Consider the following 26,480-nt stretch of genomic DNA (forward strand, 5'->3'; position numbering starts at 1 on the left):
CGGGTGGCGTCCTTGCCGGCGTTCATCTTTTCGACCAACGGCTGGGGTTTCGCGCCTGAACGTACGCGTCGTCCGCCCCCTGTGGGTTCCGTCTTTGGCCATAGGTCACCTCCCGTTTGTATAATAATCGTGCTTTTCGGTTCTGGGGTCTATGTGAGGTGCGGGTGGTTGGGTCTTTCAAACTGTTTATTCGTACCTATGTGTATTGGGTAGGGTTCATCCTCGGCTTTGCGATATTTCCCGGTTATCTGCTCTTCGCTACCGGACTCACCTTGGTGAACCCTTCATTGTGGCTTGCACCTCTGGCCGGGCTGCTTCTCCTTGTCATTGATCGACCATCAGCATGGGAGACGCCGCAGTGGCGATCATGGCTGATCCGAGTGCTTGGTGCAGGATTCGCGACCGCCGTGCTCGTCGCGTATGTATCCGTTTCTGCCCGCTACGGTTCTCGCCACTGGTTTGAAACGTCCCTATCTCTCGGTCTGGGTTGGGTTGTCTTCGCTGTCGTGTCAGGACACATGCTTAAGGGCCGCTCCGCCCGACTCGACGTTCCCGCCCGCATGGGAAGGGATGCGCTCCGTGCATACGCGGCATGGGGCGGGATCGCTTTCGGGATTTTCTATATCCCGGCTACGGGTCTGTCTGCGGCCGGCACCCTTTGGATGATTCTTCCCCTTTTGGGCACGTTCTTCGTCGGTATCGTCCTTTTGGCGGCCGACCCGCCACGTCGATGGCCGCAACCCCGATTCGTGTCGCTGTGGATACGACTTCTTGCTAGCGGGGCCGCGGCATTCCTATTCACCGTAACGAGCTCGGTGTATTGCGATGCGCGCACACACGAGGTCTACATCGGCGACTGGCAGGAAAACCTGGTCTTCTGCATGGGCGCTTGGGGACTTTATGCTGCAATGGCTACGATAGTATCGCTTATGCGGAATGTCAGCCAGAAACCATAGGCAACCTCAGTAGATGAATTCGGCCAAGGCTTGGCACGCTGCCTTCTTGACTTCTTCGCTGGGTTTAACGCCCGAGTAGCCGTATGTACCCCTGAAGCCACCTGTAAGAAGATCGACATACCTGTCATCCAACGGACCTTCAAGTTCTTGTAGAGCCTGTTTTTTGCGGTTCCTTTATCGCTTGCACCGATGCTCTCCGGGATTGCCTTGAATCGCTGGGATAGCGAAACGAGATTGTTGTAGTAACCCCTCAGCGTACGGGACAGAAGGTTCGAGTCATCGGCTCTTGAGCCTTTCAGCATCGCAGTCAGTCTGATTGACTCCCTGTCGCTACATAGGTCGGAGTAGTTACAGTTGTTCGGCAGATTATCGGGGATGGTCAAACCGCGAAGTCCGGTATGGTTCCTGTCGTCCTCCCTTGGCCAACGAGCGCCCGAGCGATTGCGACGGCATTTGAACCCGGATTCGGGTCGACTACCCTTGAATCGGGCCGAGTGCCGACGCCAAATCGCTTGCCCAGCCAGTCCATTTATCTGGAACAAACGGGTTAACATTGATGTAGCCCAGAGTGGTCACGCTCATATGCGCGACGTCTACTGCGCCACCCGCAGGATCTGTCCAATCCTTTCGATCAGAGCCAATCCACTTATTCAAGGCTGAGATTATCGGGAGCGCTTGAGCATCTTCTTCCAGCCTTTTCACGTCCTCCTCCCGATATGCTTCAGCCGACGCAGACCATTTTGAGTTTCCCGTTCCATCCATTCAAGCTGGTATGCGATCATCTGACATGGTGTACGGTCAACACCATAGACGAGGAAATCCCAAGTTCCTTCGGGCATGTCCGCAAATTCATCGATAAACAAGCCGCCAGACTTAGCAATTTGTTCAGCTAACGCCGCACCGGATTCATATGATCTCACCTGATATTCCTCCCTCACAATAGAGGGCTACCGAGATAGATCTCCGAGCACTTTTTAACGCAAGCCCGATGTCAGTGATCTTGGCTATGTAGAAAGGGTATGACCTAGGCATCTATAGCCCAGCCACGGCACAAACGGGATGCTCTCAGAAGCTCTGAGCTACGAACAAAACCTCGCTATTTCAACGAAAAACACCCATTCGAACCTCCGCCCTCAGTCCTGAGAGCTTTGTATCCAAATGGGTGTCTAAGTGGAGCGGATGACGGGAATCGAACCCGCGTAATCAGTTTGGAAGACTGAGGCTCTACCATTGAGCTACATCCGCAGACAAATGACCATTATATGCATGAACATTGTGAAGTGCAAGTCTGACACGCATGAGTGTTGCTATGCTATGGACTATGAATCAGCATGTTTTTATTATTGGAAATCATGAATCGGTTAATACCACGCAGGCGCCAGCCCGATACTCTGGACTTGTAGAAAACCTCGTTAAAAACCGCGCAAATACAGCGATTTCCTATCATATTGCATGCTTAACTACGGATGAATCGCACACACATTTCAGCAATTTTGGTGCGGACTATTTTACGGTTGCTGTTTCCCGCTGGATGCCGTTAAGACAACTTGTGGGCGACATATCTTCCTTGCGTTATGCTCTGGAAATGGTCAAAGAGCAGGCTATAGCCTCGCCTATTTTCTTGCTGATTTCCGATGCTTTGGGCATTCTTACCGCGTATTTCGCGCAGAAAATTCATGAAGTGGGCGGACGATTGATCGTCAAGCCCCGTGTATCTATGGCTCAGCCATCTTCCTCGTGGATGTCGCGCGTGGCGGGCTCCGTCAGGCAGCACATTGAAAAACAAAAAATCACACATGCGGACATCGCGTTAACGGACAATCCATCGGTTCGTGACTATTTACGGCAGAAATATCCAAAAGTGAGCAGCGCGTATATTCCGCTGGGCACTGCGCCAATTCAGGTTAAAATGGAGGAGAATAATAGCATTCGCCAGTTTTTTGCTGCGCACGGCATCGAAGATTATTCCTATTATTTACTTGTGGTCCATCCTCACATTCACGATAATTTCGCGATGATTCTGCATGAATTTATGCAATCGAAAACCTCGCATAAATTGGTCGTGCTCGCAGACCGTGCGCAGCTTGCAGAATTCAAAAATCTGCGTGAGAAGACCAGCTATCAGACGGATGAGCGCATCATTTTCGCCGATATGGCAGAAAACGAAACGGTACTCGGCTATCTGAGGCAGAAGGCATTCGCCAGCATTATAGACGGTCATGCGGTTGAGCCCAATGCAGAATTGCTTCAATCCCTATCGTCCACGGATTTAAACCTCGTTCTGCGCACGGATGCAAACCAAAGCATGGCTCAGGATGCATGTCTGTACTGGGACCTTCCAACTATCGACACTACTGGCGTCGAGAGCGATACAGAGCAACCACATGACGCAGCACATCCACACGCCACGGCACTGCACACGGTGATAAACAAGGCTGACGAGCTCAGTCACATCGAACGTCAAACCTACGGCGCGCAAGCGCAGTACATCGTGGACCGTGAGTTTGTGTGGAGCAAGATCGTGCCCCAGTATGAAGCCCTGTATCAGGAAATTTTCACGCACCACGATTAAAATATGTACAGCAAGCATGCGTAGAGCGAGCTCAACTGGGAGGACAATTTGGTAGCAGAAAACAAAGTAGCAGTAGATGCAATCGTTGCTACCTCCACCTATGATCAAATATCCATTGCAGACGCTCAGCGATCCAAGCGCATCAAGCCATGGAAATACGTGCTGGTGGGCATTGCGCTTCTTCTCGTGCTGACCGTGCCGTACGGCATTGGCCGCCACAGTGTTTTCTCTGATACGCCGTGGACGATTTGGTTCCTCAGTCAGTTTCAACCTATCGGCTGGGCGCTCATTAGTTGGAGCTTAACCGTGCTAACCATGCTGGCCTTGGCGCTTGCTGTCATCGAGTCTGCATGGAAAACATGGGGTGTGGTGTCTTACCTCGCCTTTGCTGGTGTGGAGTATTTGTCCGGGTTATCTATTTTGCGCGTCAATTATTGGTGGAGTACCAAGGTGATTTTTGGCTCCAGTGATGTGTATGCAAATGGCATTAATGCCGGCATTATCTGTGCGGTCTGGGCATTAGGCGTTTTCGTGGCCTTTTATATCACCACTTTGGTTTTTGTAAAAAAGACCTCGCCGCTCAATATTTTGACCCGCAGTTGGGTTGCGTTCTGCGGCTTCTTTCTTATTGAAGTCGGCGGTTTAATTGTCGCTATGTTTGGTGGCATGATTTAAGTAGCGCCGGATTGTTCCGCGTGCATCACCTGCGTGCATCACGTCAGCACCGCAGACACGCGCAAACAGAACGGTATGTGTTCTTTCTCACGTGAAAAATTCAAGCCAAATCAAGGAATTAAAGCTAAAATAAGACTAGGTGCGCGCTTTATACGCTAATTTTTACAGTTTGCGCGCGTTTATAGACTTCATAACCAGAAATTCTTGGTTAATAGAGAAGGGAAAACAATGTTAAAGGGTTTTAGAGATTTTATTTCTCGTGGGAATGTCGTGGATATGGCAGTCGGTGTCGTTATGGGCGGTGCGGTGACGGCTGTAGTCACATCTATTGTGCAGAATTTCATCAATCCATTGGTTGCTATGATTTTCGGCAAGCCAGATATGTCAGATTTGCTGACCTTCACCTTCAACGGTGCCACCATTTCCTTTGGTGCAATTTTAACAGCGCTGATTAATTTCCTCATCATCGCTATCGCCGTATACTTCTGCATCGTGATTCCTATGAACAAGGTCAAGGATATGGCAGAAAAGCGTGCAAAGAAGGAAGAAGCAGAAGAGGAAAAGAAGCCTTCGACAGAAGAAATTCAGCTTGAAACCTTGAAGGAAATTCGCGATCTTCTGCAAAAGCAGCAGAATTAATCTCTGTATTTTCTGAGCTATAAAGTTCCAAGAGTTACAAAGTTCAAACAAGGATTGAAATAGTGCCTTGTTTGAACTTTTTTATGAGTGTTCTTTGATAGCGCAACACAAAACACGTAAAAGAGCTCGATAAATAGTGACCTCATGCTACACTGAATAACTGGCGTGTTTCGCCCGCGGATAGAGAGCGCTTCATCACAGGGATGAATGCACCGCGCAGCTGAATGTAAGGAGAAAGCTATGGCACTTTCTAAGGATGAAAAGAAGGCAATCATTGCAGAGTACGCAACTCACGAGGGTGACACAGGTTCCCCAGAAGTTCAGGTTGCATTGCTCACCAAGCGCATTAACGATTTGACAGCTCACATGAAGGAGCACAAGCATGATCACCACTCCGGTCGTGGTCTTTTGCTCATGGTTGGTGATCGCCGTCGTCTGCTTGGCTATTTGCGTAGCATTGACATTGACCGTTACCGCTCCTTAATTGAGCGTCTCGGTTTGCGTCACTAAAGTCTTCTGTGCCCAGGTTATTTCAACCTGGGCTCTTTTTGCATATAGACGTAGGTACCATCGGGGAGAGGGTCTCCCCACTGTATGCAGAAGAAGGAAGCAAGTAGGTAGTTGAAATAAATAAGGAGGAACCCTTGCAGGGTCCCGAAATTAAAGCAGTAGAAGCCGTCATTGATAACGGCTCTTTTGGCAAGCGTACACTGCGCTTCGAGACGGGACGTCTCGCCCAGCAGGCTGATGGGGCAGTAGCAGCTTATCTCGATGGAGAAACCATGATTCTGTCTACCACGACAGCGGGTAGCAGCCCAAAGGAGAATTATGATTTCTTCCCACTTACCGTTGATGTTGAAGAAAAAATGTATGCAGCCGGTAAGATTCCAGGATCCTTCTTCCGTCGTGAAGGACGTCCATCCACAGAGGCTACATTGGCAGCACGTATTATCGACCGCCCATTGCGCCCACTTTTCCCACACACTTTGCGTAACGAAGTGCAGGTTGTAGAAACTGTACTCGCCATTCATCCGGATGATGCATATGACATGGTTGCTATGAACGCCGCTTCTGCATCTACGATGATTTCCGGTTTGCCATTTAGCGGCCCAGTATCCGGTTTGCGTTTGGCTTTGATTGACGGCCAGTGGGTGGCATTCCCACGCTGGTCCGAGCGTGAAAAGGCTGTATTCGAGCTCGTTGTAGCCGGTCGCGTCGTCGAAAATGGCGATGTAGCTATCGCAATGATTGAAGCAGGCGCGGGTAAGAATGCATGGCAGCTCATTTACTCGGAAGGTCAGGCGAAGCCAGACGAGGAAGTCGTCGCAGGCGGTTTGGAAGCAGCAAAGCCATTTATCAAGGTTATTTGCGAAGCTCAGAATGAGTTGAAGGCTTTGGCAGCTAAGGATACCAAGGAATTCCAGCTCTTCCCAGAGTATACGGACGAACTGTATGCACGCATCGACGAAATTGCCCATGCAGATTTGAATGAGGCTTTGTCCATTGCAGAAAAGCTGCCACGTCAAGACCGTATTGCGGAAATTAAGCAGGTCGTCAAGGACACCTTGGCTTCTGAATTTACCGATATGGACGAGGCTGAGAAGGACAAGGAAATTGGCAATGCATTCAAGGAATTGCAGCGTCAAATTGTGCGTCGTCGTATCTTGACTGAGGATTACCGCATCGATGGTCGTGGTCTGCGCGATATTCGTACCCTTTCTGCAGAGGTAGACATTGTACCTCGCGTGCATGGTTCCGCATTATTCCAGCGCGGTGAAACCCAGATTTTGGGCGTAACTACTTTGAATATGCTCAAGATGGAGCAGATTACGGATGCATTGTCGGGTCCAAATACCAAGACTTACATGCACAATTATGAGATGCCTCCATACTCCACGGGTGAAACAGGTCGTGTAGGCTCTCCAAAGCGTCGTGAAATTGGCCACGGTGCTCTGGCTGAGCGTGCTTTGGTGCCTGTACTGCCAAGCCGCGAAGAGTTCCCATATGCTATTCGTCAGGTGTCTGAGGCCATCGGTTCCAACGGTTCCACCTCTATGGGTTCCGTCTGCGCATCCACACTGTCCTTGATGGCTGCGGGTGTGCCAATTAAGTCACCTGTGGCGGGTATTGCTATGGGTCTGGTGTCCGGAGACGTTGAGGGCGTACACACCTTCAAGACTTTGACCGATATCTTGGGTGCGGAAGATGCATTCGGCGATATGGACTTCAAGGTAGCCGGTACTTCTGAATTCATCACCGCTTTGCAGCTCGATACCAAGCTGGATGGCATTCCTGCAGATGTGTTGGCTTCTGCTTTGCAGCAGGCGAAGGAAGCACGCATGACCATCCTCGATGTCATCACCGAATGCATCGATGGTATTGCAGAGATGAGCCCATACGCTCCACGCATTATCACCACTGTGGTGCCTGCGGAAAAGATTGGCGAAGTTATCGGCCCTAAGGGCAAGATGATCAACCAGATTCAGGAAGAAACCGGTGCTGAAATCACTATTGAAGATGATGGTACTGTTTACATCGCTTCCGAGAATGGTGACTCTGCTCAGGCAGCTAAGGATATGATTGATCAAATCGCAAATCCTCATGTGCCAGAAGCCGGCGAAACCTTTAACGGTACGGTTGTGAAGACCACCAGCTTCGGTGCTTTTGTGAACCTGTTGCCAGGCACGGATGGTTTGCTCCACATCTCCCAGATTCGTAACCTCACCAATGGTGAGCGCATCGATGCTGTGGATGATGTGCTGAAGGAGAACGACACGGTTGAAGTGGTCGTGCAGTCCGTAGATGATCGCGGCAAGATTTCCTTGGCTATCCCAGGTTTTGAAGATCAGGACAATGGTTCGGATCGCGCAGAACGTTCCGAGCGTCCTAGCCGCGAACGTCGTCCACGTCGTGATCGCGATGATCGCAGGGATGACCGTCGCGAGGATCGTCGTGAGCGCGATGACCGCCGCGATAACCGTGAGGACCGCCGTGATCGTGAAGATCGCTACGATCGTGAGGATCGTCGCGAAGACCGCCGCGGAGATCGCCGTGATAGCTACCGTTCCCGCCGCAATCGCGAGGACCGCTATGACCGCGACGACCGTGAGGATCGCCGTGATCGTGAAGATCGTCGCTACCGCCGCGACGACCGTGATGAGCGTTATGACCGCAATGATCGCGAGGATCGTGGTGAGCGCAACGAGCGCCGTTCCCGCCGCGAAAACCCACGCTACGCGGTAGACGATTCTTACGATGATTACCGTGCAGAACGTGCAGAGCGTTCCGAACGCCCACGCCGCCGCGTACGCCGTGACTTCGATCCATTTGAGGATGAAGAGTAAAGCGCACAGGACGCAGCTCATACGTTAACAGCGTAAAAATACAGAGGGCGTAGCACACAGAGGCAGATTCGAAAGGGTCTGCCTCTTTTTATGCTTAAACGGGAGTAAGGGGGGGGCAACTTGAGCAACGCAGCTTGCATTGAGGGCGGTGTAGGATAAGAAGTATTACCGTAGAACGTGCGAAGGAGCGAAAATGTCAGCACTGATGCGTCATATCGGACCATACACCACCACTGCAATAGGTCTCGGAGCCATGGGCTTATCCATTGAAAAAAGGCCAGAGCGCAAGGATGCTATCCAAGTTATCCACGATGCTCTGGACGCCGGGTGCCGCCATATCGACACCGCATGGGCGTATTACATGTCTGGTGGAGAAACGGAGCATAACGAAAAGCTCATTCGCGAAGCCTTGGACACATGGAAGAGGCCTCGTGAGGAAGTGTTTGTGGCTACCAAGGCTGGTCATTTCCGCAATTTCACGGATGGTGTGCCTACCTGGGATGTGAACGGTGCGCCTGAGGCTTTGATTGAGTACGGAAAGCAGTCCGCAGTAGCTTTGGGCGTCGATGCCATCGATTTGCTGTACTTCCATCGCCCAGATCCTAAGGTGGAGTATCGTGCTTCAATCGAAGGTATGAAGGCGTTGCTGGATCAAGGTGTAGCCAAGAAAATTGGTATTTCCAATGCCAGTGTGGAGCAGATTGATATTGCACGTGAAATTTTGGGTGAAGATCTCATTGCCGTACAAAATCAGTTGTCACCAATCTATAAGGACAGCTTGGATACGGTAGAATACACCGCAAAATTAGGTCTCGCTTTCGTATCGTGGAGTCCCTTGGGCGGGTTTAGAAAGCCAAAGGATGAAAGCAAATATGATGTGTTCAAGGAAGTCGCTCAGGAGCATGGCGTGAGTTACCAGCAGATTGTGCTGGCGTGGGAGCTTCAGATGGGCGAGCACATGTTTGTGCTTCCGGGCGCTCATCGCAGTGCGACTATTCTCGACTCACTGCAGGCAGACCGCATCACTTTAAGCGATGAAGAAGTAGCAAAGCTGAACCGCGGATAGTGCAATCGCCGGGGTAAACACAGGCTCGCAGGCTCGCAAGAAGGTCTCTGAATTGTTACAATGCCTGATATGACAAACGATCACGCATATGAGGACCGTGCACGTGAGGACTACACTCAAGCAGCAGAAACAGGTGAGATGATGGAATCATCGATGTGCGATGAGGAAAAAATTCCAGCCGTTATCCCTATCGACATCGCCGAAGGATACCGCGTGTGGTACTCCACGCGTTTAGGTGGGTATTCTTCTGCCGAGTACGGCTATGCCAATATGAGTGCCCGGCAAAATGATGATGCCTATGCGGTAGTGCGCAATAGACAGGCGTTGCAAGATGTCATTGGTGCGCTTGTGCGCACCGTGCATCAGGTGCATTCCGGGGAGGTCGTTTTTGCGGACGAAGTAGACAATGATGCTGAGTTGGATACTTTAGAAGCCGATGGCATTGTCACCGCGCGCGGCGATATGGTGGGCGTTTTTGGAGCGGACTGTCTGCCGGTGCTACTTGTGGATCCAGTGCATCACATCAGTGCGGCCGCGCATTGCGGACGCAAGGGCCTGATGAATGACATCATTGGCCAAACCGTGGCAGCCATGGAATTCAAAGGCGCCAAGCGAAACGACATCCTAGCGACCTTAGGCCCGTGTATTTGCGGTCAATGCTATGAAGTCGGCAACGAAATCGCTATGGAATTCGAAGCACGTTTTCCTGCCACGGCCACGATTACGCGTTTTGGCGGAGCAGGCATTGACTTAGAAAAAGCGGCGCTAATAGCCTTGCACGAAGCAGGTATCCGTCCAGAGCATCTGGTGGATTCCCTACCGCGCATCGCTGCAGCCACGGAGTACTTGGCTCCTGATGACGAGCTGCGTGCATTGTGCGAAAACGATGGCGAAGGCGAGAGTTTCGATGAGCGTTTTGCAGCGATGACAAATGCTTTGTGCACGCTGGAAAATCCATTGTGGCATTCGCATAGGCGTGCAGTGCTTGCTGGAAAGAAGGTTTCGGGCAGGCACTTGGCAAGCATTGGGGCATTTGACGGTCCGAAGTATTAATCCTGAGCACGTTTGAGGGTACACAGCGGGCAGACACATGTATAAGGAGGAGGACACTATGGAAAACTACCGCGTCGTAGTGTGTGGCTTTGAAAAGTACGAAGGCGTAGAGCAAAATCCTTCACGTCTGGTGGCAGAAACTCTTGCTGACGAGGGCATAAGCCTCGATAATGCAACGGTTTCTATCACCTGTGTGCTCCTGCCGTTGAGCTTTGCGCACGCGTGGCCCACGCTGAAAGCTGCATTGGATCAGGTCAAGCCGCATATGGTGCTCGCCAGCGGCCTTAAAACACATGCCCGCACCATCGCACTCGAGAGATGCGCTACAAATATCATCGATGCCTCGCGCCCAGATGCCGATAATGTACAGCCGAAGGATACACGCATTTTGGAATCCGGTCCTGCAGCATACTGGACAGGCCTGCCCCTGCGTGCTGTGAGTGAGCAATTTGCGGCTCATGATATACCTGTGACCTTCAGCTCGGATGCGGGAACTTTTGTCTGCAATTCTCTCTTCTATGAATTGCTGGATTGGTCCTCACATCAAGAAAACGCCTACGCGGGTTTTGTCTCCTTCCCACATGTGGAGAAGCAGGTCGGATACACGCAAGGCATGAAATTATATGTGATGGTCAATGCTGCGCGCGATATTATTACCACCACGCTGAATTTTCGGAAAAACAATATGACACAGCAGGATGAGTAAGCTATTCGACTTCACCCTGCATATGTAGAATCCTGTAATTAATATGCGAAAAACACGACGATTTCTCGCGCTTTGAGAAGTATTCGTGATAGCGTTTTGTATCGGTTGAGTTCATCTATTTAGTGGGGTAGCAATGGCTGACAATTTCCCAATTGTGCTTCGTGGTTATGATAAAGAAAGAGTAGACGACGCCTTTCTGCGTGCTCAGGAAAATACAGCACGTCTTCGTGAACAAATTAAGATTTATGATGCTCGCATCCTCGAGCTAGACGCCCAGCTGCAGGAAGAAAAAGAAAAGAACAGCGGACAGCAGCAAAATTCGTTTACGGCCTTAGGCGCGAACGCCCAGCAGTTACTGGCCTCTGCCGAGCAAACAAGCCGTGAATTGCTGGCACGTGCAAAGCAGGATGCACAAACCGTGCACGATAATGCCAATAATGAGGCACACACCTTGCTCAATAATGCGAAGCTCGATGCAGATAATATGCGTGCCGACGCGCGCAAGGAAGCCGATGCGGCCATTGCTCAGGCGCACGAGCAGGCAGATAAGCTGCGTGCAACCGCACAAAACGAAAGCGCACAGCTCGTAGCTTCCGCAAAGCGCGAAAGTGAAGACCAGCGCCGTACCTTGGATTTGGAGCTGACCGCAAAGAGCGAAGAGCACAGCAAGCGTTTGAATGCTCAAATGTCCGAGCAGTCCGCACAGCTCGCGCAAATTCGCGCACAGGCAGCCGATGAAATCGCGCAGCAGCGCAAGCAGGCCGACGACGAAATCGCTACGAAGAAGAGCGAAGCAAACGATCAAATTCAAAAGGCTTTGGATACCGCAAATCAGAAGTTGGCTGATGTGCGCGAACAGGTGAGCAAGCTCTTGTCCGATGCTAAGCGTCAGGCGGATGAAATTACCGATGCAGCGCATGCCAAGGCTCGTCAGATTACGGATTCCGCAGATGTGGAGCGTGCCAAGACCCTCGCAAAGGTTGCACAGGAAGCAGAAAAGGTTCGTAAGGATATTTCTGCAAGCCAGGAAGACGCAAATGTGAAGGTAGCGGACATGCTTGCCGACTTGGCTCAGCGTCGTACAACTGTGGAGGAAGAGTCCACGCAGCTGCTCAACGATGCCAAGGACGTGCGCAAGAAGGCTGACGAATATGCCACCTCCAGCCGTGAAAAGGCTCAGGCAGAGGCTGAAAACATTATCGAAGAAGCCAAGCAGCGTGCAGAGCAGCTAGTCAACGACCGCCGCGATGCTGCGCAGGACGAAATCGAAGGCCTGCAAAACCGCATTGCAGCCCTTCAAGAGCGTGAGGCCTCCATTACCGCTCGCGTGGACGAATTGCGCTCCATCTTCTCGAATGCTTTCGGCGGATCACTGTTTGCAAATGACGACCAGTCCAAGAATGCAGCTCCAGCAGAAGCACAGAACGCTGCTGCGCAGAGTGCTACGGATGACGCCGATAATGGAGATGCTGTGGCTCAGAATGCTTCAGTTGCGGGCGATAAGGCAGAAGCCTCTTCCGCAGGCGCCAGCGATAATGCTGAAGATCACGCCAATGCAGCCACACCAGCAGAGGCTCACGAATAAACTCAGTCTCAAAAATTGTAAGAGAAGCACTTTCGCTTTCCACTAGAGTGCCGAATAAAACGTTGAACCGTGCAGTGTTTAGGCTGCACGGTTTAATTGTAAGAAACAATCTCAAACGAAAGGGTATACCATGTCTTTCGAACCATTGAGTGCTCAAACATTGGAAGGTTTGCGCTCAAACTTCGATCAACGAGAAGCTAACCGTATTGCAATGAATGCAGTCACCGCTGCTGGAATCGATGGCGTGGCCAAGAATTTTGACCGCGCTCGCTATCTTCAGCGCCGTTTTAGCACCGTGATCGACAATGGTGAGGCTACAAGTCAGAAGCGTTCTGGACGTTGCTGGCTCTTCAGCTCTTTAAACGTTGCACGTTTCGTGGCTAAGCGCGAAATGAATATGAAGGGAACGGATTTCGAGTTCAGCCAGTCCTATGCGATGTATTTCGATAAGCTCGAGCGTGCAAACTACTTTATGCAGGATATGCAGGCTTTGATTGCCGCAGGCGAAAAGTCTGATTCCCGTTTGGTGCAGTTCTTGCTCCACGATCTCATGGGTGATGGTGGACAGTGGACCATGGCTATGAATATTTACACGAAGTATGGCGCCGTGCCAAAGGACTTCTTCCCTGAAACTGCATCCAGCCAGAACACCGGTGAAATGAACACTCAGTTGCGTTCCGCATTGCGTCAGGCCGTTGCTCATATGTATGCACACCCTGAGAATGCAGTAGACATTGCTCAGGAAGCAGTGGAGCAGGTTCACCGCATTTTGACCATTCATTTGGGCACCCCTCCAACCTCCTTCGATTGGGAATACTACGATAAGGACGGCGAATTCCACCGTGTGGGCACTATTACGCCTGTGGAATTCTGGCAGAAGTACGTCACTGCTGGTTTGGAAGATTACGTCTGCTTGGTGGACGATCCGCGTACGGAGCATCCAAAGGGCAAGATGATTGGCATTGAGCATTTGGGCAACGTCGCCGGTGGCACACCAACGGCTTATCTCAATGTGGACACCGCCTTTATGAAGAAGTGCGTCCGTACTATCCTCGAAGAACAAGGCATTCCAGTATGGTTTGGTGCAGACTGCCACCCAATGATGGATCGCAAGGAAGGCGCGTGGGCAACGGACTTGTTCGAATACGGTCGCGTATACAATATCGACTTCGATTTGAACAAGGAAGATCGCGTACGCTTTGCGGACTCAGCTATGAATCACGCTATGGCATTTGCTGGCGTCGATGCAGAGGGTGAGACCACGAATCGTTGGCGTGTAGAAAACTCTTGGGGCACAGACATCGCAGACAAGGGCTTCTTCACCATGGATGATGCGTGGTTCGATGAATTCGTCTACGAAGTAGCCGTTCCAAAGTCCATGCTTCCTCAGGAGTACCAGGCGGCATTGGAGGAAGAACCAATTATGCTGCCAGCATGGGATCCAATGGGAGCTCTTGCTTAAGCTATAAACAACAGGGTTTTCGCACAAGCACACGCCATCTGTGCGGCATAAACACGTGCGGTGAGAGAAACCCGAAACTGAAATATTCAGGAGAATAATGAGTCGTTTGCGTGGTCCTTTCGAAGATGCCAACAGCGTGCATCTCGGACATGAGGCAGTGCTTCCGGAAACAGTGGACGTCAATATTCGTCAGCTGGATCCTATCCCTGCTCCTCGCGCTTTCATCAGCGAAATTCCTCTCGATGCTCAGCTTGTACGCCGAGTACAAGAATCTCGCGCAGCCATTCGGGACATCCTTCATGGGCGTGACGATAGGCTAGTGGTGATTGTGGGACCATGCTCGATTCATGACCCTCAAGCAGCGCACGACTATGCACAGCGTTTGCACACAGTGGCCACAGAGCTGGACGACGATATTCTCGTAGTCATGCGCGTGTACTTTGAAAAGCCTCGCACGACCATCGGATGGAAGGGACTCATTAACGATCCCGACCTCGATGGTAGTTTTAATATCCGTAAGGGTATGTGGCTGGCGCGCAAGATTTTGGTGGACACGGTGGAAATTGGGTTGCCTACGGCTACCGAATTTTTAGATCCGATTACACCGCAGTATATTTCGGATGCCATCAGTTGGGGCGCTATCGGTGCGCGCAATACGGAAAGTCAGGTTCATCGTCAGCTGGCTTCCGGTTTATCTATGCCGGTGGGCTTTAAAAATTCAACGGATGGCAATGTGAAAGTTGCGGCGGATTCTTGCTTTACCGCAGCTCAAGAGCATCATTTCTTGTCCGTGAACGTGGATGGTGCGGTTATTTCTGCAGAAACGCTGGGTAACCCAGACTGTCACGTCATTTTGCGCGGTTCCATTCACGGGCCGAATTATGATGCCCAATCCGTGGCAGATGCGTTGCAATATTTACAAGAGTCTAATGCACCTGAGGCTGCATCTCGCGGAATCATCATCGATGCAGCGCACGGCAACAGCGGCAAAAACGAGGTACGCGAGGCCCAAGTCGTAGAAGACATCGCCGCGCGCATTGCCGCAGGTGAGCAAGGCATTTCGGGCGTGATGATGGAAAGCTTTATCGAAGCAGGCAATCAATCACCTGCACCGCTCAGCGAGCTCGTCTATGGCAAGTCCATTACCGACCGCTGCATTTCTTGGGAACGCACCGATGAATTACTTCACACTTTAAGCGCTGCCGTTCGCCAACGCCGTGCGTTAAACTAAAATGTATGTCCGACATTGACTCATGGAGTAGCTCCATTTCCGATAATTCTTCTGCAGAAGCCTCTAGCGTTGAATTCAATAGCACTGAGGCCTTGGAGCGTCATGCTCAAGAGGCTGCACGCCACAGGGCTGCTTTGCACGCCCAACTGGCGCAATCAAGCGAGCAAAATCCTCTGGACAGCGTCAGTCGCTGGGAGGATGAGGTCGGACTGGCACGCATTCTGAATCGTCGTGTGCTGGAGCTTGATGCACTGCCATCACCAGCCACGGTTTTACATAATTTCCCTTTGAGCGATTTTGCCCGCCAGCTCGTGGTGGAGTCTCGCGAAGAAACACGCGCCGTTTTGGCAGGTGAGGATGACCGACTCTTGGTACTAGTGGGCCCTTGCTCCATCCACGATCCTCAGGCTGCCGTCGATTATGCGCAGCGTTTAAGCGTGGTGCGCAAGGAATTGGGCGAGGATTTGCTCATCATTATGCGTGTCTACTTCGAAAAGCCGCGGACCACCATCGGGTGGAAGGGGTTGATTAACGACCCAGATTTGGATGGTACGCATAAGATCAATAAAGGTCTGCTATTGGCACGTCAAACCCTGCTCGATGTGCTGGATGCGGGGGTAGCGGCGGCTACTGAATTTTTGGAACCTACCTCGCCGCAATATATTTCCGATGCCATTACGTGGGGTGCCATCGGTGCGCGCAATACGGAGAGCCAGGTCCATCGCCAGTTGGCGTCCGGTTTATCTATGCCGGTGGGCTTTAAAAATGCCACCGATGGTTCTGTTTCTGTGGCAGTAGACAGCGTTTTCACCGCGGCTCAGCAGCACACCTTCTTCGGCATCGACCATCAAGGAAGAGCCGCAGCGGTGGAAACATTGGGCAATCCGGACTGCCATGTGGTGTTGCGCGGTTCCAGTACAGGCCCTAATTATGACGCTCAGTCCGTGGCTTCGGCTTTGAAGGTGGCTCGAGATAAGCTCGATCCGGCATCTATCGGTGCACAGGGTTTGATTATCGATGCCTCGCATGGGAACTCCGGCAAGGATGAAATCGAGCAGGCGCGTGTGGTGCGCAATATTGCTCACCGCATCGCCGCCGGGGAGCAAGGCATTTCTGGCATTATGATGGAAAGCTTTATCCAAGGCGGAAATCAGCCTGCGGCACCATTGAATCAACTGGAATACGGCAAATCGGTGACGGATAAATGCATCTCGTGGGAGGAAACAGAGCGTTTGCTACACGAATTGGCAGAAGCGGTTTCCCAGCGCCGGACTACTCGTCATTAGTAATGTGCTAAACTCGCTAATCTTCGAACGAAAAGGATAAAGCATGACTACAACAATTGCCGTCATTGGTGCCATGGATGTGGAAGTGGACTTGGTAGCTAAGTCCTTGGAAGACGTGCGTGAGAATTCCCAGGCTGGGTTCACGGTTTTCGATGGAAATCTACCGGGTGCGGATGTGCGTGTGGTTGCCACCGTTGCAGGCATGGGCACGGTGAACGCAGCTGCTACCACGCAGCATTTGATTGATGCTTACCAGCCAGATTACGTGCTGTTTTCTGGCATTGCAGGAAATTTGACGGATCATTTGCATATCAACGATGTGGTTTTGGGTAAAACATTGGTCTATTTGGATACGGATATGCGCATGATTTCGCAGTCCAGCCCCTTCTTGAATGCGTATCATTCGGATGACCAGCTGCTATCCGTTGCGGATGCTGTACTGGCTGATATGGGTATCGAGCATATCCAAGGAACCATCGCCACAGGAAATACCTTTGTCGAAGGCGAAGCTGCTGCAGAAGTCAAAAAACTTACACACGCCGATGCCGTCGAAATGGAAGGTGCTGCGGTGGCTCATGTGGCTATGCGTAACGAGGTGCCGGTGCTTATCATTCGTGCGCTGAGTGATAATGCGGATACGGAATACGAAACATTTAGAGAATTCGATGTCCGTGAATACGCGGATAACGCAGCTCGGATCGTACTCTCGATTATGCAAAAATTAGCTTAATATCCGGCGAAAGCGGGAGAAGTGAGGAGTACCACAGAAAGAATTCTTCATTTCGCCACGCTGAATGTAGACAAAATCCGTACCGTATTGTATATTATTCATTTGTAAACCACAGACCGTTGGTTGGGATGTTCCCAGTAAAGCGTAAAAACGCCATCGCAGGTTGAGTCGAAAGCTTATTAGCTTTATTATGTTGTGCTCTGCTTGCGTGCAGGGCTTTTTTTTTACTTACTGTGGACATGTCAACGAAGCGGTTCCATAGGAAGGAATGCCAATGAGAAGGCCAGAAAAGGCAGAGGCAATCGCACAGCTCACTGACAAGTTCCGTGAAGCTGACGCAGTGCTCCTCACCGAGTATCGTGGCCTTAGCGTTCCACAGATCTCTGATCTGCGTGAAAAGCTTGGCACCGATACAACCTACAATGTGGCGAAGAATACGCTTGCTCGTATCGCAGCTAAGGAAGCTGGTATCGAAGGTCTTGACGACATGCTCGCAGGTCCAACCGCTATCACTTTCGTTAAGGGCGATTACGTAGCAGCCGCTAAGGTTTTGCGTGACTTCACCGCAGCAAATAAGCAGCTCGTCATCAAGGGCGGCTTTGCAGATGGTTCCCTCTACGATGCTGCTGGCGTCAACACGCTTGCAGATCTCGAGCCACGCGAAGTTCTCCTCGCAAAGGCAGCAGGTGCTCTCAAGGGTACCATGGCCAAGGCAGCATTCGCATTTGCAGCATTGCCAACCAAGGCAGTACGCACATTCGATGCATTGCGCGAAAAGCAGGAAAAGGCTGCATAGTTATTTCGTTAGCTCGCTAACAATAACTGCATAATATTAAAGATTTCGGCACGCAAAACACAGTGCAGTGCCACAACGAAAGGAAGCCATTATGGCAAAGCTCAACGCTGATGAGCTCATTGAAGCTTTCAAGGAAATGACACTCGTAGAGCTTTCTGACTTCGTCAAGAAGTTCGAAGAAGAGTTCGACGTAGAAGCTGCAGCTCCAGTAGCTGCTGTTGCTGCTGCTCCAGCTGCTGGTGCAGCTGCTGCTGAGGAAGAGAAGGATGAGTTCGACGTCATCCTCACCGCAGCAGGCGACAAGAAGATTGCTGTTATCAAGGCAGTTCGCGGCTTGACCAGCCTCGGCCTTGCTGAAGCAAAGGCACTCGTAGACGGCGCTCCAAAGCCAGTTCTCGAAGGTGCAAACAAGGAAGATGCAGAGAAGGCAAAGGCAGAGCTCGAAGCTGCTGGCGCATCTGTAGAACTCAAGTAGTTTCTTCCTCACATTTATTTAGGTTTACACTAATCCTGCCGTCCTCGCGATGGCAGGATTTTTTTGTTTATCTGCGCCTATTGTGCTGTTCGCTCAGAGTCACGGCTGCGGGCGTTTGGACAAGATACGGCGGTTCTTTGTATAAAATGTTTATTTATCCACGCGGTGTAGAGAAAATCGGCGAGGGGAACGTACAATAAAAACAGTATGCCTGTTTCTCTCAGGCTGTAGGAGTGAAGGATATAACGGTGACTGATCCAGTAAGGCATGGAACAACCTGGGTAATTTCTGTCCACGATCAGAAGGTCAGAGTAAGTGCGCCTGCACAGGTGTTTATCGGCCGAAAACCCATGCGTCCAGTACAAGTTCCTGATAATGCAATGCGCATGGATGTGGTGGATGCGTCGAAATCGATGTCCAAAAATCATGCCAAGCTTACGGTTGAACGCAACGGTAATATTGAGCTCAGTGACCTCAACTCCACGAACGGTACCTACGTTATAGGTGCGCAGGGCAAGCTTTTACGTGTGCCTGCAGAAAATCCTTTTGCTATTTCGCCTGAAGGTATCCAAGGCCAGTTCGGTGATGTGAAATTTGAGATTCTTCCTCTCGATAAGGTAGAAGAGCAGGAAGATACGACTGGTGAATCGCAAGTAACCAATCTATTCGATTACCAGTCCCAAGCCTCGGATGATGCGCCACACAGCAATATGTCCGTGGATGACATTTTGGACTTGCGTGCAGGCGAGCCAACCAGCATTTTCGCCATGCAAGAACCGGCTAGTGAGCAGAAGAACGCAGATAATGTGGACGATACCTTTACGCCACTGTTTAGCCATGCCTTGAGGAATTCTGCGCAGGCACAGTCTGAATCTGTGCAGCCTGAAGCAGTGCAGGGTGATACTGCACAGGATGAACCAGTACAGACTACGCTCGACCATCTCTCCCACGAACAACACGAGGCTCAAGTTGAAAATCCAGTTGAAAATGCGCAGTCAGCCGAAACGCCGGAGCAGACTGAGAGAACCCAGACTGGTAGCGAGGAAAACCCAACGGGCCTCGACTTCGGTAAGCCTCATGTGGATGTAGCGGCGACCTCCTTAGCTGCCGTCACAGAAGATTCCGGATACATGCCTGCATACGAGGCGGGATCCGTATTTGACAGGTTATCGCGCGGCGATTTCGATCATCCAGAAAATATGGTGGAAATTTCTGGCCATACCAGTGTGGAAGCGAAAAGTACGCGAGACTTCAATACGCAATTTGAAATTGCGCAGATTCCCGAACTTCTGCCTTTCCTTGGACTCAATCCATTCTTGTATGACGACTTATATGCGTGGCTTGTAGCACAAAATAGCCCGAATATTAACTCTGCTTTGGAATCTAACGAGGGTTACTTGGCATGGAAGGCGAGTAACAAGTAATGAATGACGATATGAATGACAAGATGAACACAATTAAGACATGGTATAAGGATTACCGTGCCAACCATGGTAGTGCACCGGTAGAAGATACCAATCAGTTATCTGCACGCCTGGAACTGAACCATGCGCACCCGTCGGGCATTGCACAGCTCTTTTCCACCGGACACGCCCACTTGGACTCCCTGTATCGTGAAAACGGCATGCTGAAAGCCACCGAGCGTAAGCTTGCGCGAGTACTTGATGATAAGGCAAATAAGGAGCATGCCGAAGGCACGGCACATTTGTCCTTAAGCATCGGCTTAGCCGTATGGCCGGGCAAGAACATGCCCGTCTTGCTCTACCCTGTGCGTGTAGAGTCGGATGATGAAAAATCCTTAGCACACAGCCAAATCCGCATTACCGGCCCAGCCACGGTGAATGATGCCTTGCTGGGTGCGTTGCGTTCATTGGGCATGAATATCACCGCTCAAGATTTGCTGGATGGCGCGCATACAGATGGCATTAGCGTGGACAGTGATGTCGTCTTTAATAATCTTAAACTTCGCGTAGGCGCCAAAATCGAGAATTTTAGTGTCAACAACACGATGATTATCGGATGTTTTATCCGCTCATCCACACTGATGCTGGCTGATGCCGATCATATTATTACCCAACTCGAGCAAGGTCCAACGGGCAACGATCTCATCGATGTGTTTGCAGATCCTGAGCACGCGGGCGAAAACCTACGCAATCAGGAGATTCTGGAGTATCGTCCATTCGACAATGATCCTCATGAAGAGGTGGAAGTGGGCGATGTGGATAATGTCACACGCCATGCTGCTCGCGTTGTCACCGCGGGAAAGAGTATTTTCATCAATCTGCCTGTGGCATACAATAGCGTGCAGCAAGCAGCAGCCATCGCCTCACATGCAGCGCTGTCAGGTAAAAGTGTGCTCTATGCGCCAGGCGTATCCGAGCAGAAGCGTAACTTTATGCTCAACATGCGCGACAACAAGCTAGTCGGATTTGTGCTGGATCTGGCAGACCCTCAGTCGGGCTCCTCTATCGACAAGCAGCTGATCTCCGCCGTGAGTTTCCAGCCAGGTATGGCACACAACACGTTTAATCAGCTTGCCGATGAGCTCGTGGGCGTCAGAGGACGACTGACAAAGTACCTCAGTGACCTCCATGGTAAGAATGAAACGTGGAATGTGAGCGCATACGAGACCATCGAAAATCTCGCGCGCATTTCTGCACTGCCTACGCATCCATCCACACATGTGCGACTGACGCCAGATACCGCTCGTGCCTTAGTGGGTCATGAAGGCGAATGGGGACACAAGCTCGTGCGTGCCGGAGAACTGGGCGAGTACACCATTACGGAGAACGATACGCCATGGTACAAGGCAAGCTTGTATACCAAGGACGAAGCGCTGACCGCATATCAGCGCGTTGAACGCCTTCTTGACTCCATCCTGCCTGCTACCGTCAAGCAAATTGCGAGTACCTCTCAAACCTGCGGCTTCTCGGTGCCTCCAAACGCACGCCAGTGGAATAGACAAGTACACGTTCTACGCAATCTGCGCAAGGTACTCGATGTCTTCCAGCCTGCCATTTTTGAGCGTGATATCGACTCCATGATCGAAGCCACTGCATCTAAGCAGGAGCGCAAGGAGAGCAATAGTTCCATGGGCTTCTGGGAGAGGCGTCGTCACACGAAGGAAGCAAAGAGCTTACTGCGTGCGGGTGCGCAACCAGAAAACCTGCGTGACGCGCTGATTATCGTACGCCAGCAAGCCGAACTATGGCGCGAATTCGTTCCACGTGGCGGCTGGCCAGTATTACCTCCACGTTTGGATGACATCATCGAAACTCAGGAGAACCTCGAACGTGATATTACCGCCTTATCGCATGTGCTCACACGCACACCGGTGGGTGGAGACCTCGAAAACACGGATTTCGAAGTACTCGAAAAGAACCTACGACGCTTGTATAACGATCGCAAGGCTCTGGAAATCCTTCCAGAACGTTCCACCCTTGAAGTGGAATTTAGCAATGCCGGTTTGGATGAGCTCATTGCGGATTTGCGCGCTCGCAAGGTAGATGCACAGGCAGCGCCAGATGAGCTGACCTTGGCATGGTGGACTACGGTGTTTGAAAGCATCGTACAGTCATCTCCTATCATTTCAAATCAGGATGGTTCCGTGCTCTCCTCTGCTACGGAACGCTTCATCCAAGTAGATAAAGAGCATGTGCGCTCCATCGGGCCTTTAGTCAATGATGAGCTGATGAAGCGCCTATCCGAGATTGTGTATGCACACTCCCAGGACGCCAATGCTGCACATGCTGCGCTCACCTTGCAACCATCCATGCATTACAGCACGATTGTGGACATGTATCCGGGCATTGTACGCGGTGCAAAACCAATCGTCGTAGGCATGCCGGTAGCAGTGGCCTCCGAAACGCCGGCAGGGGTAAAGCTGGCGGATATTGCCATTATCGATGCGTGTGCTCACATTGAGCCTATTGAGCTCTTCAGTATCCTTTCCAGAGTGGATACAGCAGTGGTTATCGCTCACGAGGAAACCATTTCTTCTCCATCGCTGAAAACGCTCATCGAGTATCTTCCGCGTATCGACGCATCTGTGCGTTTAGATAAGCGCGATTCCCGTCTGTCCTCCTTCCTTATCGAGGCTGGATTTGGTCGTTTGCCATTGGGGGCATCCCCAAGCAGTGCGGATAATCTCATTACTTTCTCGCATGTTCCTGCAAACGGTGTGCCTTCCAGCACCAGCGGAATTGTAGAAACCAGTCGTCAAGAAATCGACTGCGTTGTGTCGCTTATCGAAGAACGTAGTCAACAGTTTGACTCGATTCCGCGTGCATATAAGCTTACGGTGGTCTGCTTAAACGATACGCATCGTCAGCGTGTAGGTGCAGAACTCAAGACCTTGGCAGGTAAGGATCCTAACATTCGGAAGTTCCTTCATCACGTATCTGTGGTTGCTATTAATGATGTCGCAGGAATGGACTCCACAGATGTGATTTTGACGATGGGCTTCGCAAAAACCACGCATGGACGCTTGATTCAGCAATTCGGCATGCTCGAAAACCCAGATGGTGAGGGTATGCTTTTGGATGCTTTGGCCTTGGCTCATTCACGACTAGACATCGTGACCTCCTTCCTCGACCATGAAATGGAAGATGAACGTTTGCATCAGCGTGGGCCACAGTTACTCAAGCAGCTACTCACCTGGGCACAAAACTTGGAAGAATCTTCTACGCATCCTTCTGAGCATGTGCATGCAGATGATATTTTGCTCAACGATCTGGCTGAGCGCATGCGCTCGCGTGGATTGAATGTAGCCGTGAATTATGGCTTTGACGGTGGTCAGAAGATCCCGCTGGCTGTGGGATTGCCAAAGCAACCATTCGCATTAGCCGTGTCCACCGATGATAAGCAATTCATGAATATCCCATCCACGAGGCAGCGTCATCGCTTTACGGTGGAGGATTTGGAGAATCTCGGCTGGTCTGTGATGTATGTCTGGTCCGTTGCTGCATTTGTCAATCCTGAAAAAGAAGTGGATAGAATCGTGGCCTATTTGGCTAGGTTAGGCAAAATGTAATGAAAACATTAGGAAAGGCAACGCGCCCGCCGCATCGTGTAACGCGTGAAGGGACAGAATTGTTTGATGCCGATGGGGTCAAGCTGGAACCCTCGGATATGCAAACAGATGCTGAGAGGAAATCGGATGATGATCAGCGCATTTTGAGTGAACTTCCGCCACATTTTGCGGTTTTCAGCGAGCGTGACGCTTAGCCATTACGAGGCTAAGACGAATCATTAAAATTATGTGTGCCCATTATTGTGGATCCTTCGACGAAGGTACTGCGATAATGGGCACAGTACTTTGCGCGCTGAGCACACGAACCGCATCTTCAGCGGGTAGTGCAATCGTCACTAGCGCAGATTGGGCATCAGTATCCTGCCATAACACATTCGAGCTTTTCGGCGTTTCTGGGATGTTCATGACGATGGCATCGTCGGAGATGCTTTCCTCCGAAGAAATCAACGCAATGTTATCGCCCACACGAATGGTGGATAAGGAGCTTGCAACTCTGATATCGATGCAGGCATACCCGCGGGGGAGTATAGGCACATCGGTGATAAGGGTCTTCGGAATCACGCTTCCCTTGCTGAGCGTCACAGGACTCATCTTCCCAACGATGCTGTGCGCATCGCTGACGAGGGTCTGCGTATCGATGCCAGAATTGATGGCAGTATACGAAAGATCATCCTCGGAAATAACCGTGCCTTGATACAGTGTGCGATTGAGCGCTACTACGTGGGTGCTTCTGTGTGATGCATGGAGTAACCCAGCGGTAATCAGTACACCCAGACCAGCACAGAGCAGGAAAAAGCTAACAAGCAACTGGTGGCTACGTCGCCGCTTGTGAGCGCTGGAGTAGAAACGCACATATATCCAGGTAATAATCCTTTGCCGTACAGTAGGACGTGAGATGGCGGAAGGTGTAGCTCTGTTTCTATGACGTTCGCGGGTGCGTGCGCGACGGGTATCGGGGCGTGCGTGTTCTGCAGTCGCAGCTGGGGGTGTGCGAGAGCGTCTGTGCTCTCCATATGGTGTGCGTGGAGTTTTCATACTTCTATGTAAACCTGCTCGAGGTCTGGAGCAAAGCAGTACGGAAGTTGTTGACGGATGTGGATAACACGCCTGAACTCAGAAAAATATCGCAGATTAGCTTACGGGCAGAAAAAATGAACTACAATGCCAAACAACAAAACTCCACACGAAAAGTTGTACGGGCAGGAGCAACTAGCGTGTGGTATCTTGCAAAAGAATTATTTGTGAGAAGAAAGGATGAAGAGACTTCTACTGTGCTGAGCTCGATGCCTTATCCGTGCGGTAGAAGCCAGATCCCTTAAATGTAATTCCCGCTACAGAATACACCTTGTGTACCTGTGGCTCGTGGCATTGTGGACACTGAGTAATAGGCTCATCGGAAAAAGACTGCACCTTTGTGAAATCATAACCACAATTCTTGCAACGATAATGATATGTAGGCACTGTTCCTCCTAAAAAAGCTAACGTGTCTATACTAATTGCACGCGTGACATACGAGGGTCTGCGCACCTGCTGTGAGTGAAAATTCACAAATGTGGCGAGATTCACACGGATGTCCAAAAAATTGCACAACACACCGAAAAATTGATACAAAATTCCATGCTTGTCATTTATTGTAGAAGTTATGGATATTCAATCTCTCAGTGGCATTGTGCTGATTGCTATAGCACTTGTGGTGCTTGTGGGCGTGATTCCGTCAAGAACGATGAAAAGCCTCAGAAATGCTTCACGCCACCTAGAGGATAAATACTCCACATCGCTACGTGTGCTCGACAATGACGATGCGTATGTGCGTGATGAATTGCGAGCGGTGATGCCAGTCAACGGCAAAATTCGCGATGTGAAACGCTTCCATCCACGCAATGTACAGCGTGTGCGTGAACAAAGAAAGAGGGGCATACGAAATCGGCAGATATTAGTAGCTCTGCTTACAGTCGGCACCCTTGCAACCGTAGCAGGCGCGTATGTCCTCCATTTCACTTACTGGTTTACGGCCATTCCTGGAGCTCTTCTGGGTATCGTGCTCATCTTGGGAGTGCGAACGAGCCGAGCTGCTGTACAGTGGGAAAAAGAATTCGAAGATTTTAAAAAACAATGTGAGCAGGAAGCGCTTTTCTCGGTGACTACTTATGTAGACACTCCTCAGGCGCAAAGTGCAACGGTGGGGAAGGAAGCAGAGGAAACGACTGAGCATCAGACGGTACCATCACAGCCACTGTTCGCTGTTGATACAGTGAAAACAATTGAGTTTGAGACAGTTAAACATCAGTTGAGTACACATGCAGCTCCGTTACACGGCGTGACGAGCACAGTGCGCGTAGCAGAAGACGATGTGCACAGCCGTGAAATTAAGTCGACGAAGCAGGTATCTGTGGCCGTTCCGCCACAGTATGACGTTTTTATCCCTGCAAGTGATACTGCAGCGGGCACGAGGAGCAAGTCCGATTTGACGCCTTCTGCGCGCCCTCAGGCTACGGTGGCACGCAACACTGTGCAAAGTCATGCTCAAACGCGTCCACTGATCCAGTCTGCTGCAGATACGCAGGCGCCGGGGAAAAATAAGCAGACGAAAAAGCAGCTCCCGCGTACTCTTGTGCAGCCTGCGCCGGTGCGGAACGTCCCTGCTCAGGACGCGGCTACACAGAAATCTACAGCACAGGATTTTGCCGACACATCGGCAGAATCCCAGAAAAAACCGGCATCTTCAGACCTGCACGGCTCCCAACTGAGCGTGGAAAGCATTTTCGAAATGCGCCGTCAGTAAAATAAATCAAAAAGTTGAGCCGGTAATTAGCAAGTTTTGCACATTTAGTGATAAATTTAATGCTGAGGTTAATAGCAAACGGAAAGGAGA

At 50.9% G+C, this 26,480-nt stretch carries 24 protein-coding genes and 1 tRNA gene; 20 read left to right on the forward strand and 5 right to left on the reverse strand.

Annotation, left to right across the window (positions count from 1 at the left end; translation table 11 throughout):
* Positions 1-164: 164 nt before the first annotated feature.
* Positions 165-956, forward strand: coding sequence for a hypothetical protein (locus D570_RS0105380; RefSeq protein WP_018142449.1), 792 nt, complete (start codon positions 165-167; stop codon positions 954-956).
* A gap of 474 nt (positions 957-1,430) precedes the next feature.
* Here the strand turns inward: D570_RS0105380 and D570_RS09550 are convergent, their stop codons facing one another.
* The 3 genes from D570_RS09550 to D570_RS0105395 form a co-directional block, all read right to left on the reverse strand.
* Positions 1,431-1,658, reverse strand: a complete 228-nt coding sequence (locus D570_RS09550; protein ID WP_018142448.1) for a hypothetical protein — start codon at positions 1,656-1,658, stop codon at positions 1,431-1,433.
* Entirely contained in the window at positions 1,655-1,876 is a 222-nt protein-coding gene (locus D570_RS08580) for a ClbS/DfsB family four-helix bundle protein (RefSeq protein ID WP_018142447.1), read from the reverse strand. The genes D570_RS09550 and D570_RS08580 overlap by 4 nt, the downstream gene beginning before the upstream one ends.
* 251 nt (positions 1,877-2,127) lie before the next feature.
* A tRNA-Gly gene (locus D570_RS0105395) sits at positions 2,128-2,201 on the reverse strand.
* Between the two features lie 76 nt (positions 2,202-2,277).
* Here D570_RS0105395 and D570_RS0105400 point away from each other — a divergent pair.
* From D570_RS0105400 to D570_RS0105485, 18 genes are all read left to right on the forward strand, one after another.
* On the forward strand, positions 2,278-3,528 hold the full coding sequence (locus D570_RS0105400; RefSeq protein ID WP_018143373.1) for a DUF1972 domain-containing protein: 1,251 nt from the start codon (positions 2,278-2,280) through the stop codon (positions 3,526-3,528).
* A gap of 48 nt (positions 3,529-3,576) precedes the next feature.
* The gene (locus D570_RS0105405) at positions 3,577-4,203 is read left to right on the forward strand and encodes a hypothetical protein (protein WP_018143374.1); all 627 of its coding nucleotides are present in this window, start codon (positions 3,577-3,579) and stop codon (positions 4,201-4,203) included.
* Positions 4,204-4,431: 228 nt separating this feature from the next.
* Positions 4,432-4,842 (forward strand): large conductance mechanosensitive channel protein MscL, encoded by a 411-nt coding sequence (gene mscL / locus D570_RS0105410; RefSeq protein ID WP_018143375.1) that lies wholly within the window; start codon positions 4,432-4,434, stop codon positions 4,840-4,842.
* Positions 4,843-5,082: 240 nt separating this feature from the next.
* Positions 5,083-5,352: a 30S ribosomal protein S15 gene (gene rpsO / locus D570_RS0105415; RefSeq protein WP_018143376.1), complete on the forward strand. Its 270-nt coding sequence runs from the start codon at positions 5,083-5,085 to the stop codon at positions 5,350-5,352.
* Positions 5,353-5,486: 134 nt separating this feature from the next.
* On the forward strand, positions 5,487-8,186 hold the full coding sequence (locus D570_RS0105420) for a polyribonucleotide nucleotidyltransferase (protein WP_018143377.1): 2,700 nt from the start codon (positions 5,487-5,489) through the stop codon (positions 8,184-8,186).
* Positions 8,187-8,379: 193 nt separating this feature from the next.
* Positions 8,380-9,252 carry an aldo/keto reductase gene (locus D570_RS0105425; RefSeq protein WP_018143378.1) on the forward strand — a complete coding sequence of 291 codons (873 nt, stop codon included), beginning with the start codon at positions 8,380-8,382 and terminating at the stop codon, positions 9,250-9,252.
* A 69-nt stretch (positions 9,253-9,321) separates the two neighbouring features.
* The gene (locus tag D570_RS0105430; protein WP_156812253.1) at positions 9,322-10,305 is read left to right on the forward strand and encodes a polyphenol oxidase family protein; all 984 of its coding nucleotides are present in this window, start codon (positions 9,322-9,324) and stop codon (positions 10,303-10,305) included.
* 58 nt (positions 10,306-10,363) lie between these two features.
* Positions 10,364-11,011 (forward strand): pyroglutamyl-peptidase I, encoded by a 648-nt coding sequence (locus D570_RS0105435; protein ID WP_018143380.1) that lies wholly within the window; start codon positions 10,364-10,366, stop codon positions 11,009-11,011.
* A gap of 133 nt (positions 11,012-11,144) precedes the next feature.
* Positions 11,145-12,596, forward strand: coding sequence for a hypothetical protein (locus D570_RS08585; RefSeq protein ID WP_018143381.1), 1,452 nt, complete (start codon positions 11,145-11,147; stop codon positions 12,594-12,596).
* Between the two features lie 130 nt (positions 12,597-12,726).
* On the forward strand, positions 12,727-14,058 hold the full coding sequence (locus D570_RS0105445) for a C1 family peptidase (RefSeq protein WP_018143382.1): 1,332 nt from the start codon (positions 12,727-12,729) through the stop codon (positions 14,056-14,058).
* A gap of 97 nt (positions 14,059-14,155) precedes the next feature.
* Positions 14,156-15,289 (forward strand): 3-deoxy-7-phosphoheptulonate synthase, encoded by a 1,134-nt coding sequence (locus tag D570_RS0105450; protein ID WP_018143383.1) that lies wholly within the window; start codon positions 14,156-14,158, stop codon positions 15,287-15,289.
* A gap of 5 nt (positions 15,290-15,294) precedes the next feature.
* Positions 15,295-16,575, forward strand: a complete 1,281-nt coding sequence (locus D570_RS0105455; protein ID WP_018143384.1) for a 3-deoxy-7-phosphoheptulonate synthase — start codon at positions 15,295-15,297, stop codon at positions 16,573-16,575.
* A 43-nt stretch (positions 16,576-16,618) separates the two neighbouring features.
* Positions 16,619-17,305, forward strand: coding sequence for a 5'-methylthioadenosine/S-adenosylhomocysteine nucleosidase (gene mtnN / locus D570_RS0105460; RefSeq protein ID WP_018143385.1), 687 nt, complete (start codon positions 16,619-16,621; stop codon positions 17,303-17,305).
* A 274-nt stretch (positions 17,306-17,579) separates the two neighbouring features.
* The gene (gene rplJ, locus D570_RS0105465; protein WP_018143386.1) at positions 17,580-18,101 is read left to right on the forward strand and encodes a 50S ribosomal protein L10; all 522 of its coding nucleotides are present in this window, start codon (positions 17,580-17,582) and stop codon (positions 18,099-18,101) included.
* Between the two features lie 91 nt (positions 18,102-18,192).
* Positions 18,193-18,576 carry a 50S ribosomal protein L7/L12 gene (gene rplL / locus D570_RS0105470; protein ID WP_018143387.1) on the forward strand — a complete coding sequence of 128 codons (384 nt, stop codon included), beginning with the start codon at positions 18,193-18,195 and terminating at the stop codon, positions 18,574-18,576.
* Between the two features lie 248 nt (positions 18,577-18,824).
* Positions 18,825-20,000, forward strand: coding sequence for an FHA domain-containing protein (locus D570_RS0105475; RefSeq protein WP_156812254.1), 1,176 nt, complete (start codon positions 18,825-18,827; stop codon positions 19,998-20,000).
* Complete coding sequence (locus tag D570_RS0105480; protein WP_018143389.1) at positions 20,000-23,608, forward strand: hypothetical protein; 3,609 nt, start codon at positions 20,000-20,002, stop codon at positions 23,606-23,608. Before D570_RS0105475 ends, D570_RS0105480 begins: the two co-directional genes overlap by 1 nt.
* On the forward strand, positions 23,608-23,802 hold the full coding sequence (locus D570_RS0105485) for a hypothetical protein (protein ID WP_018143390.1): 195 nt from the start codon (positions 23,608-23,610) through the stop codon (positions 23,800-23,802). The genes D570_RS0105480 and D570_RS0105485 overlap by 1 nt, the downstream gene beginning before the upstream one ends.
* 43 nt (positions 23,803-23,845) lie before the next feature.
* Here D570_RS0105485 and D570_RS0105490 read toward each other — a convergent pair whose 3' ends face one another.
* A complete protein-coding gene (locus D570_RS0105490) occupies positions 23,846-24,415 on the reverse strand; it encodes an SAF domain-containing protein (RefSeq protein WP_156812255.1) in 570 nt (189 codons plus the stop codon).
* 459 nt (positions 24,416-24,874) lie between these two features.
* Positions 24,875-25,069 carry an FmdB family zinc ribbon protein gene (locus tag D570_RS0105495; RefSeq protein ID WP_026181916.1) on the reverse strand — a complete coding sequence of 65 codons (195 nt, stop codon included), beginning with the start codon at positions 25,067-25,069 and terminating at the stop codon, positions 24,875-24,877.
* A gap of 181 nt (positions 25,070-25,250) precedes the next feature.
* Between D570_RS0105495 and D570_RS0105500 the strand changes: the two genes are divergently transcribed.
* Entirely contained in the window at positions 25,251-26,390 is a 1,140-nt protein-coding gene (locus tag D570_RS0105500; protein WP_018143393.1) for a hypothetical protein, read from the forward strand.
* Positions 26,391-26,480 lie beyond the last annotated feature (90 nt).

It is taken from the genome of Alloscardovia criceti DSM 17774, from assembly GCF_000376885.1.
GTDB lineage: Bacteria > Actinomycetota > Actinomycetes > Actinomycetales > Bifidobacteriaceae > Alloscardovia > Alloscardovia criceti.

Excerpts from the sequence above, each read along its gene's own strand:
- D570_RS0105425 (WP_018143378.1), top strand. The coding sequence starts at position 8,380 with ATGTCAGCACTGATGCGTCATATCGGACCATACACCACCACTGCAATA.
- D570_RS0105450 (WP_018143383.1), top strand. The coding sequence starts at position 14,156 with ATGAGTCGTTTGCGTGGTCCTTTCGAAGATGCCAACAGCGTGCATCTC.
- D570_RS0105485 (WP_018143390.1), top strand. The coding sequence starts at position 23,608 with ATGAAAACATTAGGAAAGGCAACGCGCCCGCCGCATCGTGTAACGCGT.
- mscL (WP_018143375.1), top strand. The coding sequence starts at position 4,432 with ATGTTAAAGGGTTTTAGAGATTTTATTTCTCGTGGGAATGTCGTGGAT.
- D570_RS0105480 (WP_018143389.1), top strand. The coding sequence starts at position 20,000 with ATGAATGACGATATGAATGACAAGATGAACACAATTAAGACATGGTAT.
- rplL (WP_018143387.1), top strand. The coding sequence starts at position 18,193 with ATGGCAAAGCTCAACGCTGATGAGCTCATTGAAGCTTTCAAGGAAATG.
- rplJ (WP_018143386.1), top strand. The coding sequence starts at position 17,580 with ATGAGAAGGCCAGAAAAGGCAGAGGCAATCGCACAGCTCACTGACAAG.
- rpsO (WP_018143376.1), top strand. The coding sequence starts at position 5,083 with ATGGCACTTTCTAAGGATGAAAAGAAGGCAATCATTGCAGAGTACGCA.
- D570_RS08585 (WP_018143381.1), top strand. The coding sequence starts at position 11,145 with ATGGCTGACAATTTCCCAATTGTGCTTCGTGGTTATGATAAAGAAAGA.
- mtnN (WP_018143385.1), top strand. The coding sequence starts at position 16,619 with ATGACTACAACAATTGCCGTCATTGGTGCCATGGATGTGGAAGTGGAC.
- D570_RS0105430 (WP_156812253.1), top strand. The coding sequence starts at position 9,322 with ATGACAAACGATCACGCATATGAGGACCGTGCACGTGAGGACTACACT.
- D570_RS0105455 (WP_018143384.1), top strand. The coding sequence starts at position 15,295 with ATGTCCGACATTGACTCATGGAGTAGCTCCATTTCCGATAATTCTTCT.
- D570_RS0105500 (WP_018143393.1), top strand. The coding sequence starts at position 25,251 with ATGGATATTCAATCTCTCAGTGGCATTGTGCTGATTGCTATAGCACTT.
- D570_RS0105435 (WP_018143380.1), top strand. The coding sequence starts at position 10,364 with ATGGAAAACTACCGCGTCGTAGTGTGTGGCTTTGAAAAGTACGAAGGC.
- D570_RS0105400 (WP_018143373.1), top strand. The coding sequence starts at position 2,278 with ATGAATCAGCATGTTTTTATTATTGGAAATCATGAATCGGTTAATACC.
- D570_RS0105445 (WP_018143382.1), top strand. The coding sequence starts at position 12,727 with ATGTCTTTCGAACCATTGAGTGCTCAAACATTGGAAGGTTTGCGCTCA.